This window comes from Chryseobacterium sp. ISL-6, from assembly GCF_018613715.1.
In the GTDB taxonomy this organism is placed as follows: Bacteria; Bacteroidota; Bacteroidia; order Flavobacteriales; family Weeksellaceae; genus Chryseobacterium; species Chryseobacterium paludis.
On the sequence record NZ_JAGGPT010000003.1, the window covers coordinates 149769 to 166940 of the forward strand.

Genomic DNA, 17172 nt, shown 5'->3' on the forward strand with positions numbered 1-17172 from the left:
TAAAATTTCAAAGGTTTTGAATAAACTCTGTTGCTTTTTTTAACACCAAATCCGGCACCTCCTTATGAGGTGTGTGTCCGACATTTGGAATGATGTATTTATCTGAAATCCCACTTACCTGTTCTATTGTTTTCTCCACCTGATCTAAAGTTCCATACTCATCTGTATTTCCCTGAATAAATAGTAAGGGACAAGTAATATCTTTTAATAAGTATTCAATATTCCAATTTCTATAACTTTCTCTGGTCCATGTTTCCGTCCATACTTTAAAAAGCCTTTCAACTTTATCTCCGTGGTATTTTTGTAAACGTTCAGGAAGGTTGGTAGTCTTATAAGCTTCCCAGGCATCATATACACCTTTTAGAGTAACTTCTTCAACAAATATATGCCCAGCTTCACAAATAACTGCCTTTACGTTTTTAGGGTATTTGCTGGCGGTTATCAAAGCGATTGTTCCGCCATCGCTATGCCCAAACAAAATGGCATCTGTGATATTCAGTTCTGTTAAAAGATCTTTTAGTAAATCCGCTTCGATTTCCATATAGTTATTCGGTCTTTCATCTGTCAGCATTGGATCAGACTTACCATAACCAAGCCGGTCATAAACCAGAACATTACATTGGGAACCTTCTGAAAGTTTCATAGGAAAATCCCGTCATAATTGAGTACATCCAAGAGAGTCATGGAGAAAAATCAAGGTAGGCCTGTCTTCAAGTGAATGATTATATTCTATATAGAGTTTTTTTTCTTTTACTTCTATTAAATTAGTTGACATAAAATTCAAAACGTCATTAAAACTTAGGCATTTTCACCTCTTCAAACTCTTTCAGTAAATTTTTAAAGACTGTTTCAGCTGGCAGTATATCATTAATTAAAGCAGAAACCTGTCCTATTTCTAATTCTCCATCTTCCATATCACCTTCGAACATTCCCTTTTTTGCCCTGGCTCTTCCTAAAGATGCGGCTAAAGCTTCTGCATCTCGTCCTAACTGGTAAATATTTTCCAATTCATTAAAGAACTTATTTTTAACCATTCTTACGGGTGCTAATTCTTTTAGAGTAAGATGGGTATCTCCTTCCTTAAGTTCTGTAATCTTCTTTTTCCAATTTTCATGAGCACTAGCTTCGTTAGTAGCCGCAAAACGGGAACCAATTTGCACCCCATCTGCACCCAGAATCATTGCTGCTTTCATTTGAGAACCTAAAGCAATTCCACCTGCAGCTATTAAAGGTTTAGAAATGTGCTGTCTTACATTGGGAATCAAACAGAAAGTTGTTGTTTCATCTCTCCCATTGTGGCCTCCTGCTTCAAAGCCTTCAGCTACAATAGCATCTACCCCTGCTTCTTCACATTTGACAGCAAATTTTGTAGAAGAAACAACATGTGCTACTTTTATTCCTTCCTTTTGCAACGTTTCCGTGTAAGTTTTTGGATTTCCGGCAGAAGTGAAAACAATCTTCACTCCTTCCTCTAAAATAATCTGGATAATTTCTTCAATATTTGGGTAAAGCATAGGAACATTAACTCCAAAAGGCTTATCTGTAGCCGCTTTACACTTTTGAATATTCTCTCTTAATATATCAGGATACATACTTCCTGCGCCGATCAAGCCTAACCCGCCACAATTGGAAACTGCTGAGGCAAGTCTCCATCCTGAATGCCAGATCATCCCAGCCTGGATAATTGGATATTTTATATTAAAAAGTTTTGTAACCCTATTTTGTTCCGATTCCATATCACGAAGCTTTTTGGCTGTCGTAAAATCTATAAAATTGCTCATGCTGTAAAAATACTAAAAACAAAGATTTCAGGCATTCCGTTTTTAAGAATATTCACTCTGATTCTTATCAAATTTTGTAATGATCCAGGGTTTCATCAATTATAAAACTGATATCTAAAAATTTTTGAACCAGTTGAGAAGTATCCTTTTCAATACTGTCAGGTTTCAACTCAATCCATCCTTCCATTAATGTTAACGGACCATATTGTACACTCACATTAGGCCAATTATCGCTGTTATTGATAAACTGCTCTCTAAATCGTTCTGCAAAATTTCGGCTCAAAATTTTATATCCTTTTAATTCCCTTAACTTCAAAGCGTGAATATTATAGTATATTTTGTTTTCCTGAATCGCTTTATCATTAACCCAGACAGAAAAAAAAATTCTTCCATTGGCAATTAATGGTGATTGTGGATTGCTAGACCACTCAGATTTATACACTTTCAATGCTAAAGATTCCATAACACTACCTATAGACACTTTCAATTTCAAATCACCCAATTCTTTTTTTAAAATTATTGAAATTGCCGATTGAAATTTATTTTGGTAAAAATTATAATCCATTTCTATTTGTTTTAAAATAAAATATTTAAGGTATTAAAAACAATAGGCTAAAAGTAATTACTTTTAGCCTATTGTTTACAAAAAAAACCTTCAGACTAACTGAAGGTTTTTAATTTATTTCTTTAATGCCTCTTTCTTCCAGTTTCCTTTGAACTTACAAGAATCGTAACGGCTATCTATTGATATGAAAGTCGTTGGTAATTTTGAATTCACAAATTTTTCAACCATTTCATTTCTTTTCTTATTAAGAGCCATCTGCTTTATTCTGTCATAGTCAGTCTCTAAAGTGATCTGGTGAGCAGGAATTACCTCTTCGATCTTTACAATCTTAACCACTTTTCTTTTTCTTTCATCTTCATCATCAAAAGCATTTGTTAGATCATCTTTGTTAAGACCTGCCAATTCGTAGCTAATTGTTCCTGGAATACTTTCTCTTTCAATTTTATTAGAACCATCGGCTCCGGCAATTACCCCACCATTGAACTTAGTTTTCTTATCGTCAGAATATTTAAAAGCAGCATCTTTAAATGTGATCTTTCCTTCAACAATTAAAGTTTTGATACTATCTAATTTCTTTTTTGCTGTTTTAATCTCATCATCTGTAGGTGTAGCCATTAAAAGAATATGTCTTGCATCATAGATCTTTCCAGATTTTTTCACCAGTTGAATAATATGGTAACCAAATTCTGATTCTATAGGATCTGAAATTTCTCCTTCCTGTAAATTAAGTGCGGCAGCCTCAAATGGCTTTACCATCTGACCTTTAGAGATATTTTTCATCAAGCCACCTGTAGATGCGGAACCTGGATCTTCAGAATAAATTCTAGCCTGGCTTTCAAATGATTCTCCACCTGCAATATCCTGTTTGATCTTTTTTAATTTATTGATCAGTTCGTCTTTGTGCGCTTCCGTAAGCTTAGGGTACATCATGACCTGGGCTAAAGAAACTTCATCCTTGATCTCAGGCAACTGAGCTTTATAAAGGTTATAAAAATCGGTTACTTCATTAGGAGTAACATCTGCTTTATCAGTAACTCTTTGGTATTTTGCCTGTCCATAATAAGTATCAGTATCTATTTTTTCAATAGCATTTTTCATTTCATACCCATTTCTGAACTTATAAGCTGCCAACATTGCTTTTTCGTCTGGGAACTGAGAAAGTAATTGAGAGTACTTAGCATTTGCCTGGCTTTTTATAGCTGCAGATCTGTTTTCAATTAATGTATCTTTCTTAGCTTCGTATACAAGAAGTTTGTTGTTGATCAGATTCTCCAAAAACTCACACTTATCCGTATTGGAAGCTCCCTGCTGTTTTGCATAATTCATCTGTTCATTTACATCAGACTCCAATACAATTTCATCTCCAATTACAGCAGCAATACCATCCACTAGGTCTCCTTGTTTTATTTGAGCTTTCATGTTGGTAGCAAATAGCATCACAAAAACTCCAAAAAGAAAAGTGATCTTTAGTTTATTTATCATTTTAGTATTTTAAACAAGTTGCAAATTTAGAATTCTTAATGAATTACACTAAATTTTTTATTATAAATATTTCTTAAAAACACCTATTTATTGTAGTTCAACATCAAATGTTGTTAATTCTTTGAATTGTCTCAGTCTGCTGAACATATCAGACTCGCTTACTTCCTCAATTCTTTCCGTTCCAAATTTTTCAACAGTAAAGGATGCCATAGCAGAACCAACGATCAAAGCAGATTTCATTGTTTCGAAATCGATCTTCCCTTTTTTAGCTAAATAAGCTGCAAAACCACCTGCAAAAGTATCTCCAGCTCCTGTTGGATCAAAGACATCTTCTAATGGAAGTGCCGGAACAGCAAAAACCTTATTATCGTGGAAAAGTAATGCTCCATGCTCACCTTTTTTAATGATAACATATTTAGGTCCCATTGTAAGGATCTTTTTTGCTGCTTTTACAAGAGAATACTCTCCTGACAACTGTCTTGCTTCTTCATCATTAATAGTGATCACATCAGTTTTAGCGATCATATCCATTAAAATATCTAAAGCAGTATCCATCCAGAAATTCATTGTATCAAGAACAACAAGTTTAGGACGTTTGTTCATTTTTTCAAGAACTGATAACTGAACTCCAGGATGTAGATTTCCTAATAATAAAATCTCAGAATCCTGCATAGAGTCTGGAATTTTAGGATCAAAATTTTCCAAAACATTCACCTCCGTAGCTAAAGTATCTCTAGTATTTAAATCATTATGATATTTACCTGACCAGAAAAAAGTTTTTCCTTCTTTTACAATTTCAAGTCCTTCAATATTTACATTTCTGTCTGTAAACATGTCTAGGTGTTCTTGTGGGAAATCTCCTCCTACAACAGAAACAATTCCTGATTTCACTCCTAATATAGATGAAGTGATTGCAATATAAGTGGCGGCTCCGCCTAAAATTTTATCTGTCTTACCAAATGGTGTTTCAATTGCATCAAATGCAACACTCCCAACAACTAAAAGTTTCATATATTTTTCAATGTATTTTAAACTGATTTATTTTTTCCATTCAAAAGTATCCAGCAGGTGTTTCATATCTTTTTTGATATAATCCACAGCAGGAGCTAATGAATCCGGTTTCGGTCTTGTATTAAAGTATAGATAGGCAGTCACAAAATGTTTTGTACTGTCCGTAATGTAAAATTGAAGGTTAGAAGCACTCTGTCCTTTTAATTCGTAAAAGTTTCCATATACCTTTTTTTCAGGATATTCGAAAGACTTCGTATCAATAGCACTTGCTTTAATGGTATGTTCATATACCATTTTTTCAGCTTCTTTAATATGATCTGCAAAATCATTTTGAATCGGATAATAGGTAACGAAGATCTTAGCCTTCATTTTAGGATAATTCAAATAATACCAGCAAGGCTTTTTAGCATCTGTCATTGTCGCAAAATCTGAATACTCAAAGCTGTAAGCACAGTTAGATTCAAATTTTTGATATTTTGGTGTGGGATACTCCAAACGTAATTCTCCGTAAGGTTTTGGAATTGGATCTTTTCCACATGAAATTAAAAGCAATGAAGCAAATATAAAAATGACTTTTTTAATCATTTTGCAAAAGTACAAATTAGATTTCAGATTTAAGAAGACAAATTTCAGTCTTTCAATGAGTTTTGAATATAGTTTTCCAAAGGTTTGGGAAAAGATTTCTTTTGTGATCCTTTAAAGTCTGTAATGATGTATTCATTTTGTTCAATAAAATTATTCCAAACCACTTTTGAACTTACGTCAACATCATAAATATCAATGGTCAGATTCTTATGAGTGAGTTTATGATGGAGCGTTTTAAGACCTTTTATAAATGGTTCCAGCTCTTCTGTAATGGAAGTTGGAAATTCAAAAAGCTTTTTCCAGATAAAGTCATCTTTTCGCTGCTGAACTACAAATTGCCCTTTAATGTGAACAAAATAATATTTTAAATGAAGATCCTCTGTTTTTGTTTTTTTTGTTTTAACAGGGAAATCAGAAACTTTATTTAAAGAATATGCTAAACAGTCATCTTCCAAAGGACATTCATCACAAAGTGGATTCTTAGGCTTGCAAATTTCTGAACCAAGATCCATCATCGCCTGATTAAAATCGCCTACATTTTCCGGCATGATCAATGTTGCCAATTCAGAAAAATAAGTAAATGCCCGCGAATTGGAAATATCAAAATCATCTGCAAAAACCCTACTCAATACCCTATAAAAATTTCCATCTACAGCCGGTATTTTACCACCAAAACAAATACTGGAAACTGCCGCCGCTGTGTATTTCCCTACTCCTTTCAACAGTAGAATATCCTCATAGCGAGATGGAAAAAAACCATTATGATCAGCTATGATCTGTTTTGAAGCTTTATGAATGTTAATTGCTCTGGAATAATATCCCAAACCCTTCCAATGGAGCAAAACCTCATCCTCTTCAGCTTCAGCTAAAGTTTCTACATCGGGAAATCTTTTGATAAAGTTATTGTAATGATTGAGTCCCTGACTGATTCTTGTTTGCTGAAAAACAATTTCGCAAATCCATATTTTATAAGGATCTTTTGTTTTTCTAAAAGGTAAATCTCTGGCATTTTCTTTATACCAATTCAGTAATTTACTTCCTAAGTGAAGAAAACCTGAATCTCTAAAATTCTTTTCCAAAAAATAAGTCTGTTAAGTAGTTCAATTGCTCTGATCAATTATTAGTTTTAGATCTATTATTCTAAAACCAGATCAAAGTATCTGCAAAGATAGAACTATTTACTTTCTGTACCTACAGAGTATATCGGAGCGGATTTAAGCCATTGATATTTTAGCTTCTTATCATCTGCTATAAAGCGATATCCATTAAGCTTTTTAAGAAAAATGTACACCGAGTCTTTTTTCAGTTTTAGCCTTTGGTTGGAAAGGAACTGAAATGGATAGTTGATCACAGAATCTCTTGTTGTCTTTTCTATTACACCCGATTTGAGTCTGTAAATAAATATTGATTTTCCGCGACCCGAAGAGCTATCTACAAGCTTTATATCAGAAGTAGCAAGAACCATATCACTAGCATCAAAACACTCGTCAACATTCATGATATAGGCTTTACCTTCCTGCCTTTCATCTGCAAAAAGATCTCGTTTATAATGAGTAGGGCTTTGAAATTTCTTTTCGCAACTCATAACAAAAAATATAAGAAGGATTGGTATGCAGTAAATAAATCTGAATTTAAGCATATTAATTTTTATGTGAATTGGTAGAAAAAAACCGATGTAAAATTGCATCGGTTTTTATTATTAAAATAGGATATATTAGTCCTGAGTATATTGTGACTCCCATTCGTTACCATCATCTCCTTTGTGTCCGTCCAATTTAATAACGAAACTTTTTGTTGGGAAATAAGGCGTTAAACGGATATCCAGCCATACTCTGTCTTTATTTACTTTATCTTGCTCAAAACGAACAATTTTGAACTTTTCAATAAGCTTATCAGCTCCTTTGATTCCATCTAGGAAGGTTACGATCTGTCTTCTTAAATCATCTTCATTTTTTGCAGTCCAGTTTTCAAATGCTCTTCTGTTTAAGAAATCCAATAAAACTTTAGTTACATAATCAAATACACGAACCACTGAATAAGTCTGAAGTCCAATATTATCTCCTGTAAATAATGTTTTAGCAGAGAAAGCCATGATTTTTCCATATTCATTAACCATAGGTACTAATCCCATTTTTTCCAACTGAGAAATTTCACTTTTCTTCAATTCGAATTTTACGGCATCAACCTCGTTGATATTACCATGTTTTTTACCCGCTGCTACCTGAGACATTAGTGTCTTATGAATTTTTCCTGCCAATGAAGTAGATGGTGGTAATTCCACGTTTTCTTCTTCACCCACTTCTTCTGCTCTTCCACGACCTACAAGCCAGTTACAAGTCATGATTACATTACTTCTATGAAGCTCTCCTCCTGTAAGGTTTGCAGAATGGAATAAATCCACCACATCATCCGGTTTATCGAGATTAGCAAAATCCGTAACCATCATTACTTTATTCTCGTTACAGATCTTCGCCCATTTTTCAATCACTTTATTAGATCCTAAATATCCAGGAATTGCTAAAAGAGAATAATTATCTCTTAGATCTAAACGATCATAATAGCTTTTGAACTCCTCAGCAATAGCATCGATAAAAAGTGGATTATCTAAATCTGAAAGCTGATCTAAGCTTGCATTTACAATACTTACATTATCAACTTTATCAAGTTCTGTATTTTTATAGAATTGAGCTACTGTTCTGTATGAAGTTTCCAACTGGCGAACAGTATCTAAAGTATTTTTTAAGTTTGTTTTTAAATTTTGTTCTGCCTGCTGCGCTTTATTTTTGCAGGTCTCTGCCATTTTATCTGCAGATTCATTACCCTCCAAAAGACTTACCCAAAGGTTGATCTTTTGAAGTAATTCTTTTCTTTCGTCTCCTTTATTATTATCAGTAAGGAATATTTCTTTCCTTGCTTTTCTAGTCGGATTCATGTTGGCGATGCCATCTACAACAGATTCTACAAAACCAAACCCACCAATTTTGTTGAGCTCGGCAAGAGGATTACCTTTCGGTTGTCCCGAATGTTGCTGTTGACCTTGTTGCTGACTTTCTGATGCCTGTAATTTACTATCCATGATTTAATGTAAAGTCTTTAGATTATTTTTCAAGTTCTTGTGCCACTTCTTTTAATACTTCCACAAAAGCAGATCTTGTCTGTTCGTTTTCCAGCATGTTACGCAGAATTTTATTTGTTTTTAGCTGACGTACAATTTTGTTATATTGTTCCTGCTCCATGCTAAGTTGCTGCAAATAATTTGATTTCTGTGTAAGACTCTTAGGAGTGAAGTCCCCAAGATTTTGAAAACGGAATTCTTCGTCTACCACACTACCATCTTCTGTTTCATGTTGTACACTTATAGAAGGTTGAAAATGCTTGAAGACGTCTTCCACAGTCTTTAATCCTGTTACGATTTCAGGGTTATAAGATTCATCAGTAGTAAGCTGGCTTACAATTAATGACTTATTTTCCTGTATTTCTTGAATAGCTTCATTAGCGTCTACTTTTATCTCGTTTCCGCCAACACCATAATTAAACATTGCCATATTATTATTATTTTGAGATTTTTGATTTTGGTTAGAATTGTTTTTATCCGACGAGTCGAATAAGTCCCCAATCCAATGCTTAAATTTAAAAAAAAACTCTAACATACAAAATTTTGTTAAGATTTTTCTTGAATTATTTAATTATACCTATTTTATCAGACATAAATATGTCATTTTCACTTCACTAAACTATGAAAAATAAATAAAAAAACACATCAAAGATGATGTGTTTTTTATTTCTAACAATTTTTGGCAATGTTACCAAATTTTTATTCTGTCCTGAGGAGCTTTATACAGCTTATCTCCAGGCTTTATATCAAATGCTTTGATAAAAGCATCCTGATTTACTAATGGTCCAAATGCTCTGAAATATCCAGGAGAATGTGGATCTGTTTTTACCTGATTCACCATATATTGGTCTGTAGACTTTGTTCTCCAAACCGTTGCCCAACTCATAAAGAATCTTTGATCCTGATTAAATCCGCTGATAGATCCTGGATTTCCGTGGTCTTTAAGATACATCTGTAATGCATCATACGCTACAGCTACGCCTCCCAGATCACCAATATTTTCACCACTTGTAAATTTCCCGTTTACAAAGCTTCCTTTCACCGGTTCGTAGCCGTTATATTGTGCTGCTAACTGGGCTACTTTAGCATCAAAGTTCTTACGATCTGTATCTGTCCACCAATTATTAAGGTTTCCATCACCATCAAAACGGGAACCACTATCATCAAAACCATGAGAAATTTCGTGACCGATTACTGCACCAATCCCACCGAAGTTTACTGCTGCATCCGCTTTAGGATTATAGAAAGGTGGCTGAAGGATTGCCGCTGGGAAAACGATCTCATTATTTGAACCACTGTAGTAAGCATTCACAGTTTGTGGTGTCATTCCCCACTCTGTTTTATCAACTGGCTTTCCAACTTTTTCCAAACTTCTCTGATATTGCCAAGCAGCTACATTTTGTAAGTTTGAATATAACGTTGAGCCCTGATTCGGAGAACCTACTTTTAGTTCAGTATAATCTTTCCACTTGTCAGGATAAGCAATTTTTACTGTGAATTTAGATAATTTCTCCTGAGCTTTTACCTTCGTTTCCGGAGACATCCAGTCCATATCATTAATATGGGTTTTAAACGACTTTAAAATATAGTCGATATAGGTTTCCATTTGCTGTTTTGCTTCAGGAGTAAAATACTTTTCAACATATAATTTCCCAAAAGCTTCACCAAGAACACCATTTACAAGACCCAACCCTCTTTTATTCATTGGGCGTTGTTCCTTTTGTCCCTGAAGATATTTTGAGTAGAAATCAAAACGGATCTGCTCAAGGCTCTCATCAAGATTACTTGCATTACCATTTATTACATGATATTTCAGATAATCTTTTAATAGAGGAAGGTTCTTTTGAGTCAGGAATTGATCCATATTCTGGTAATACTTCAATTCACCAACAATTACTTTATCTGTATTTACACCTGCATCGGTTAAATACTTAGCAAGGTTAATATTTTTAACTAATCCTGATAACTCAGATACATTTTTTGGATTATATCTTAAATTAGCATCTCTATTCTGCTCCAGAGTTAAAAGATAGTTGGCTAATTGTTTCTCAAAAGCAACTACATTTTCAGCAGATTGAGTCGAATTTTTATATCCTAATACTCCGAATAGTTTACCTACGTAGTTTGTATACTCACCTAACGTTTTTGTATTGGCTTCATTTACTTTCTGATAGTAATCTCTTCCCAAACCAAGATCCGGTCCACCAAGATATATCGCATTCATTTTAGAGTTCTTCATATCTGCACCTACTCTCCAGCCATAAAAAGAATTATCACCCAGTTTAGTAGCATCTAAAAGATACTTCTGTAAATCGTTAAGGTTTTTGATTGCATCAATTTTAGCAAGATCTCCTTTTATAGGAGCAATACCATCTGTATTTCTTTTACTGGTATCCATGAAAGACGCATATAGATTCTGAATTTTTTGTCCTTCAGATCCATCAGAATATTTTTCAGATAATATTTTATTTAAAATATCCAAAGAAGCATCATCTACATTCTCTCTCAAAGCATTGAAAGATCCCCAGCTTGCTTTATCAGAAGGAATCTGAGTTGTTTTTACCCAATTTCCATTTACATAGTTGAAAAAATCATCTTGTGGACGAACACTTTTATCCATGTATGATAAATTAATTCCCTCTTCTTTCATTTCTTCTTTTACTGGTTGTGTAGTGGCAACCGCAGTCTCTGTCTTAGTTGTTTTTTCTGCGGTCTTAGCTGTACCACATGAGTTTAAAAATACCATACCCGAAAAGGCAAGTATACCAATATTTAGCTTTTTCATTAAAAATCGTTTTTTATTTTACACAAACTTACCAAATATACGAATTTTCGTAATGTGGAAATAGGTAATTTGAGAAGATGTTACAAGTTATGGGTTGTGGAATTTGAGGTACCTGATGCAGAAGGATTTGGTAGTTAGAGAAATAATTTATTTATAATAATTTCAATCAAACCCAACAACTCTTATCCATTTACCTGCTACCTACAAAAAAACCGCTCATTTCTGAGCGGCCTATATATTAAGTATATTACCAGATTTTGATTCTGTCCTGAGGAGCTTTATATAATTTATCTCCTTGTTTTACATCAAATGCTTTATAGAATGCATCAACGTTCGTTAACGGACCGAAACTTCTGAAGTATCCAGGAGAATGTGGATCTGTTTTCACCTGATTGGTCATATATTTTTCACTAGACAATGTTCTCCAAACTGTAGCCCAGCTTAAGAAGAATCTCTGGTCTTGTGTAAATCCACTGATCACTCCAGGATTTCCTTTATCTTTTAAATACATCTGTAATGCATCGTAAGCGATATTTACCCCTCCTAAATCAGCAATATTTTCCCCGTTTGTGAAAGTTCCGTTTACGAAAGTTCCTTTTACAGGCTCATATTTATCATATTGAGCAGCAAGAGCTTTTGTTGCTTTCTCGAAATTCGTTTTATCTTCCGGAGTCCACCAGTCTACCAAGTTACCATCTGCATCAAACTGAGCTCCTGAATCATCAAATCCGTGGCTCATTTCGTGACCGATAACAGCTCCAATTCCACCGAAATTTACAGCAGCATCCGCTTTAGGATTAAAGAATGGTGGCTGAAGAATAGCAGCTGGGAATACGATCTCGTTATTTACCGGGTTATAATAAGCATTTACAGTTTGTGGAGTCATTCCCCATTCTGTTTTATCAACAGGTTTTCCGATTTTAGCTAAATCTTTGTTATACTGCCATTCTGAAACATTCTGAAGATTCTGATATAAAGTACCTCCTTTAGATTCCGGAGTGATCATTAATTTAGAATAATCTTTCCATTTGTCTGGATAAGCAACTTTTACCGTAAATTTATTAAGCTTGTTCAATGCTTTTTCTTTCGTTGTAGAAGACATCCAAGAAAGGTTATTGATATGAACAACAAAGCTTTTCTTTAAATAATCGATTAATTCAACCATCTGAGCTTTCGCTTCAGCAGGGAAATATTTTTCAACATATAATTTACCGAAAGCTTCTCCTAAAGAACCATTGATCAACTCATATCCTCTTTTGTTAAGTGCTCTTTGTTCCTGCTGACCTCTAAGGTATTTACCATAGAAAGCAAATCTCATATTTCCCAGGTTTTCGCTCAAATAAGAAGCGCTTCCATTAATCAAATGGAATTTAAGGTAATCTTTAATAACAGAAAGATTCTGAGCATTCACTAATTGGTCGAAGTTTTTATAATATCCTATTTCTCCGATGATCACCTTATCTGAATTTACACCTACTTTTTTCAGGTAAGCAGGAAGGTCTACATTTTTTACCAAAGCAGAAAGTTCTGCCATAGTCTTAGGGTTATACTGAAGGTTTGAATCACGGATCTGCTCGTTTGTCAAATAAGTTTTAGCAATGCTTTTTTCATATTCAACAATTCCTTTTGCAGCTTCATCAGCATTTTTGTAGCCTAATTCTTTTAGCATAGAAGCTACATATTTCTGATATTCAGCAAGTGCTTCTGTATTTTTATCATTAACTTTCTGATAATAATCTCTTCCTAAACCTAAAGATGCATCCCCAAGATAAATAGCATTCATCTTCGAGTCCTTAAGATCAGCGTCTACACCCCATCCGTAGAAAGTATTTTCTCCTTCTTTAGTTACAGCAGTCAAATAATTCTGTAAATCTGTAAGGTTCTTGATCGCATCGATTTTAGTCAGATTGCCTTGAATAGGTTTAATCCCGTCAGCATTTCTCTTCTGCATGTTCATATAGGTAGCATAAAGATCCTGAATCTTTTTCCCCTCACTTCCGTCAGCAAATTTATCTTTCAGAAGAGAGTTCAAAATCGTCATTGAATTATTGTCAGTATCATCTGCCAATTTATTAAAACTTCCCCAAGTTGGTTTATCAGAAGGAATTTTGGCTGTTTTCATCCACGTTCCACTCACGTAGTTATAAAAATCATCCTGTGGACGTACAGATTTGTCCATCAAGCTAAGGTCTAAACCTTTATCTGTTGTACTCATTACTGTTTTAGTTGTTTTAGCCTGAGCACTCACTGTATTTTGTGAGCAAATTCCCGCTAATAAAAACAAAGAAAGCGTTAGTTTTTTCATTATGATAACAATTTATATAATATGTATGTTTATTTTAACATTCGTTACGTTTAATGAAAACAAATTTAAACAAATATTAAGAAGTTGTTACCTCTTTTACATTCCCTGTTCTTTTTAGAAATCCCCAGGCTTGTATTTCTCCTTTTAATGCCTTTCTTAAGCTTCTGAATAAGACAATGTACATGAGCCATCTATAGCCGAATCTTTGCGGGATTACATACAATAAATTGACCAGTTTCTCTCTCTGCATCAAAAAAGCGACAATCGCCAGTGAAGCATCTACCAGAAGAAACAGTAAATAGTATGTGAATATCTTTTCTCCGTTTCCAAATAATATTCCAAAAAACATAATTACATCTGCAAAAGGCGAGAAAAATGGAATAATATATTGAAATAATAAAATATTAGGCATCGCCCAAAGTCCTAAACCTTTATATTTCGGATTTAAGAAAGTCTGTTTCTGCTTCCAGAACATCTGCATGATACCATATGTCCATCGGAAACGTTGTTTTAAAAACTGTCTCACCGTTTCCGGTGCTTCAGTTACTGCAATGGATCTGTTTTCATTGGCTACTGTATATCCTTCTTTTAAGATTTTCACAGTAATATCACAATCTTCCGCCAGCGTATCTGAAGAATATCCGCCAACCTCATCGATTACTGATTTTTTAAATGCTCCTATTGCTCCCGGGATTACTGTAATCGCATTGATATTTGCATACGCTAATCTATCAAAGTTCTGGCTCGTAGTATATTCTATAGCCTGCCATCTCGTAAGCCAGTTGACTTGATTTCCCACTTTTACATTACCCGCTACTGCAGCAATTTTTTCTTCAGGACTTGCATTTAAAAACCTGGCTATCAAATATTTTACAGCATCTTGCTGAAGCTTAGTATCTGCATCAATACAAACTACATATTCTGCATCGGTTTGAGAGATTCCAAAATTCAAGGCTGTTGCTTTTCCACCATTTGATTTTGTGAAGATTTTCAACTTTGGATGTTCAGAAAATGCTTCTCTTGCTCTTTCATAGGTTAGATCTTTACTTCCATCATCTACCATAATGACATCAAAATTTGGATAAGACTGATTCAGCAAATTGGTTAGAGAAGATATAATATTTACTTCTTCATTATAGGCGGGAACGATAATAGATACTTTAGGGTAGCTTTCCAATACAGGAAACTGTGAAAGTACTTTTTCTTTTTTTCTCTCTTTGATTGCCCAATAAGCCATCAACAGTAATCGTATCAATCCTAATATTATAAAGATTGTAAAAAGAGCTACCAGGAAATGACTAATCCCATAAATCACAGTTGCCAATACCAGATTCAACTGCATAATATAATAGGATTTTGTCTTTGGAACTTCGGGCATTAGCTCATTTTTGCTTTTATGTAAAATACTTGCTAAAGTGGTAAAATGATACCCCTGTTTTTGTAATGTAGGAATTAATATTTTAAGAGCCTTAACAGTCTCTTCTCTTGTATCTCCGCCCGCATCGTGAAGGAGGATAATATTTCCTCTTTCTTGTTTTATTCCTTGTAATACGCGCTTTACAATTTCATCTGATTTTACACCAGGCTGCCAGTCTTCAGGATCTATACTTTCACCAATATCCAGATAATTTTGCTGTCTTGCCAAGGCCACCGGAATGATCTCTTCAGAAGTCGTAGGTTCCGAGTCCGCATTATAAGGTGCTCTGAATAAGATCGTACTGTGACCTGTTATACATTCAAATAACAACCTTGTCAGCTTTAGTTCCAGCAATGCTCTTTCCGGACTTACTTTCGCCACATTTTCATGGGTGAATGTATGATTTCCTATTTCGTGACCTTCCCTATAGATTCTTTTTACAAGTGGTAAGTTTCTCTCAGCATTTAAACCTATTAAAAAGAATGCTGCAGGAACATGATATTTTGACAATACATCGAGAACCTGTGGTGTGTATGTTTCATCCGGCCCATCATCAAATGTTAGAACCAGCTCTTTCTGTGGTGCTGAGCCATATTTTTTCACTTCATAAGAACTCGGATAGGTTACATAATTTTCATCCGTAATTATTTTTTCTTTCGGATCTATCTCCACTGCAATTTTTCCATCATGTGGAGTATTTAAAACATCCAAAACTTCACCATCTCCGATATAGTCTACCATCGTCTGACCTTTCACATTCTCAAATTTCTTTAGATCAAGTTTTGGCAAACCTGCAAAAGTGAGATCTTTATCATAAAAATTCCATACTCTGCTGTCTTCGCTTCCTAATCTCCAAAGTGCTGTTCCTGCTAATGGATATTCTGATGAAAAACGCATCGTATTGAAAATAGAAGCAGCATCATTGAAAAATACAGTATGTGTATTATTTTTAAAATCTGTGTATGAATAATTAAGATTAAAAGTATTGTCATCAAAATTCATAACCGATTTACTGGCACTGGCTTTGGTAATTGCCTGCATATAGGAAACTGAGACATTATCATCGGGATTCGAGCTCCAGTCATATCCATAAGCTCCAAGACCTAAAATAATTTTATTAGCTGTTGTTTTCTTTAAAATTTTTCCTGTCTGGGCCTCGATCCATTTTTGAGACGAAATTGGACCCGCATCTCCTGAAGCAGAATATTCATCATAAGCCATCAGCACAAAATAATCTACATAAGGGTTTAGGCTTTGGATATTATAATCATCATTATCAGTCATAATATCCATGGTTACCAATAGCTTATTTTGCTTAAAAGTATCTGAAAGCTCTTTCATAAAAGCAATAAGATTCTCATCGGAATCCAGATTCATATCCTCAAAGTCAATGTTAATTCCTTTAAAATGAAATTTCACACATTCTTCAGTTAGTTTTCGAATAAGCTTTGTTCTTTTTAAAGGATCATTCAACACTTTAGTTAAACCCTCAGCACGGAACTCTCTATCTGAATTGTTACTTAAAATAGGCATTGCAGCAACTCCGGTTCTTTTAATAACTTTATAACCTTCAGGATCAATATTTGTTTTCAGATCTCCTGTTTTAGGATCAAGGAAGAACCATTCGGGGAAAACTAAATTGATGTGTTTAATATTTCTTTTCAGGGACATTAGAGATTGAGGATCCCAGGCTACATAGAAAGCAGAGCGAATTCCTCCGGGAAACTGAGACCAGTTCTTATTTTGATTTTTGAGTCTTTCAGCTTTTGCTTTTTCAATTTTAGAAAGACTGGTATGGATTGTTTTTTCTGAGATAAAACTTCTGAATCCTTTATATTCTTTCGAAATTCTATTTTCTTGAAGGTAAGGTTTTCCGGCAGTAATTATTGTTTTATAGTCTTCATGGAAGGGAATTTTTGGACTTTTGTCCAGCTTCATCATTAATGCCAATGCTAAAAAAAGTAATATCCCAATGAAGATAAAAACACGGGATCCCCATTGGACATTTCTCCATCGTTTTTTATTAGTTGTTTGAAAAACCTGTTTTGAATTTTCCACGTTTTGTTATTTTTCTGAATACATCTCAAAAAGCGTGAAAAACCATATCAATTTTAATTAAAATAAAA

The 17172-nt window shown here is 34.2% G+C and carries 13 protein-coding genes; all 13 read right to left on the reverse strand.

The window, feature by feature from the left end; all coding sequences use genetic code 11:
* Positions 1-7: 7 nt before the first annotated feature.
* Positions 8-643 carry an alpha/beta fold hydrolase gene (locus J7E44_RS06885; RefSeq protein WP_251040510.1) on the reverse strand — a complete coding sequence of 212 codons (636 nt, stop codon included), beginning with the start codon at positions 641-643 and terminating at the stop codon, positions 8-10.
* Positions 644-791: 148 nt separating this feature from the next.
* The gene (locus J7E44_RS06890) at positions 792-1781 is read right to left on the reverse strand and encodes an NAD(P)H-dependent flavin oxidoreductase (RefSeq protein ID WP_251040511.1); all 990 of its coding nucleotides are present in this window, start codon (positions 1779-1781) and stop codon (positions 792-794) included.
* Between the two features lie 67 nt (positions 1782-1848).
* Positions 1849-2346, reverse strand: coding sequence for a hypothetical protein (locus tag J7E44_RS06895; RefSeq protein WP_214827009.1), 498 nt, complete (start codon positions 2344-2346; stop codon positions 1849-1851).
* A 114-nt stretch (positions 2347-2460) separates the two neighbouring features.
* The gene (locus tag J7E44_RS06900; protein ID WP_214827012.1) at positions 2461-3828 is read right to left on the reverse strand and encodes a peptidylprolyl isomerase; all 1368 of its coding nucleotides are present in this window, start codon (positions 3826-3828) and stop codon (positions 2461-2463) included.
* 87 nt (positions 3829-3915) lie between these two features.
* Entirely contained in the window at positions 3916-4839 is a 924-nt protein-coding gene (locus J7E44_RS06905; protein WP_214827015.1) for a PfkB family carbohydrate kinase, read from the reverse strand.
* Between the two features lie 27 nt (positions 4840-4866).
* A complete protein-coding gene (gldD, locus tag J7E44_RS06910) occupies positions 4867-5424 on the reverse strand; it encodes a gliding motility lipoprotein GldD (RefSeq protein ID WP_214827018.1) in 558 nt (185 codons plus the stop codon).
* Between the two features lie 44 nt (positions 5425-5468).
* Entirely contained in the window at positions 5469-6503 is a 1035-nt protein-coding gene (mutY, locus tag J7E44_RS06915; RefSeq protein WP_214827021.1) for an A/G-specific adenine glycosylase, read from the reverse strand.
* Between the two features lie 95 nt (positions 6504-6598).
* Positions 6599-7009, reverse strand: a complete 411-nt coding sequence (locus tag J7E44_RS06920) for a hypothetical protein (RefSeq protein WP_251040512.1) — start codon at positions 7007-7009, stop codon at positions 6599-6601.
* Positions 7010-7138: 129 nt separating this feature from the next.
* Positions 7139-8500, reverse strand: a complete 1362-nt coding sequence (locus J7E44_RS06925) for a DUF5458 family protein (protein ID WP_214827029.1) — start codon at positions 8498-8500, stop codon at positions 7139-7141.
* Positions 8501-8522: 22 nt separating this feature from the next.
* Positions 8523-9074 (reverse strand): type VI secretion system contractile sheath small subunit, encoded by a 552-nt coding sequence (locus tag J7E44_RS06930; RefSeq protein ID WP_214827032.1) that lies wholly within the window; start codon positions 9072-9074, stop codon positions 8523-8525.
* 153 nt (positions 9075-9227) lie between these two features.
* Positions 9228-11324, reverse strand: a complete 2097-nt coding sequence (locus tag J7E44_RS06935) for a M13 family metallopeptidase (RefSeq protein WP_214827035.1) — start codon at positions 11322-11324, stop codon at positions 9228-9230.
* Positions 11325-11571: 247 nt separating this feature from the next.
* Entirely contained in the window at positions 11572-13629 is a 2058-nt protein-coding gene (locus J7E44_RS06940; RefSeq protein ID WP_214827047.1) for a M13 family metallopeptidase, read from the reverse strand.
* Between the two features lie 76 nt (positions 13630-13705).
* A complete protein-coding gene (locus J7E44_RS06945) occupies positions 13706-17104 on the reverse strand; it encodes a trifunctional glycoside hydrolase family 18/polysaccharide deacetylase/glycosyltransferase family 2 protein (protein ID WP_214827049.1) in 3399 nt (1132 codons plus the stop codon).
* Between the last annotated feature and the right edge of the window lie 68 nt (positions 17105-17172).

Coding starts and splice junctions, on each gene's coding strand:
- J7E44_RS06900 (WP_214827012.1), bottom strand. CDS start 3,828: ATGATAAATAAACTAAAGATCACTTTTCTTTTTGGAGTTTTTGTGATG.
- J7E44_RS06920 (WP_251040512.1), bottom strand. CDS start 7,009: ATGAGTTGCGAAAAGAAATTTCAAAGCCCTACTCATTATAAACGAGAT.
- J7E44_RS06940 (WP_214827047.1), bottom strand. CDS start 13,629: ATGAAAAAACTAACGCTTTCTTTGTTTTTATTAGCGGGAATTTGCTCA.
- J7E44_RS06925 (WP_214827029.1), bottom strand. CDS start 8,500: ATGGATAGTAAATTACAGGCATCAGAAAGTCAGCAACAAGGTCAACAG.
- J7E44_RS06905 (WP_214827015.1), bottom strand. CDS start 4,839: ATGAAACTTTTAGTTGTTGGGAGTGTTGCATTTGATGCAATTGAAACA.
- J7E44_RS06935 (WP_214827035.1), bottom strand. CDS start 11,324: ATGAAAAAGCTAAATATTGGTATACTTGCCTTTTCGGGTATGGTATTT.
- J7E44_RS06885 (WP_251040510.1), bottom strand. CDS start 643: ATGAAACTTTCAGAAGGTTCCCAATGTAATGTTCTGGTTTATGACCGG.
- J7E44_RS06890 (WP_251040511.1), bottom strand. CDS start 1,781: ATGAGCAATTTTATAGATTTTACGACAGCCAAAAAGCTTCGTGATATG.
- J7E44_RS06930 (WP_214827032.1), bottom strand. CDS start 9,074: ATGTTAGAGTTTTTTTTTAAATTTAAGCATTGGATTGGGGACTTATTC.
- gldD (WP_214827018.1), bottom strand. CDS start 5,424: ATGATTAAAAAAGTCATTTTTATATTTGCTTCATTGCTTTTAATTTCA.
- J7E44_RS06895 (WP_214827009.1), bottom strand. CDS start 2,346: ATGGATTATAATTTTTACCAAAATAAATTTCAATCGGCAATTTCAATA.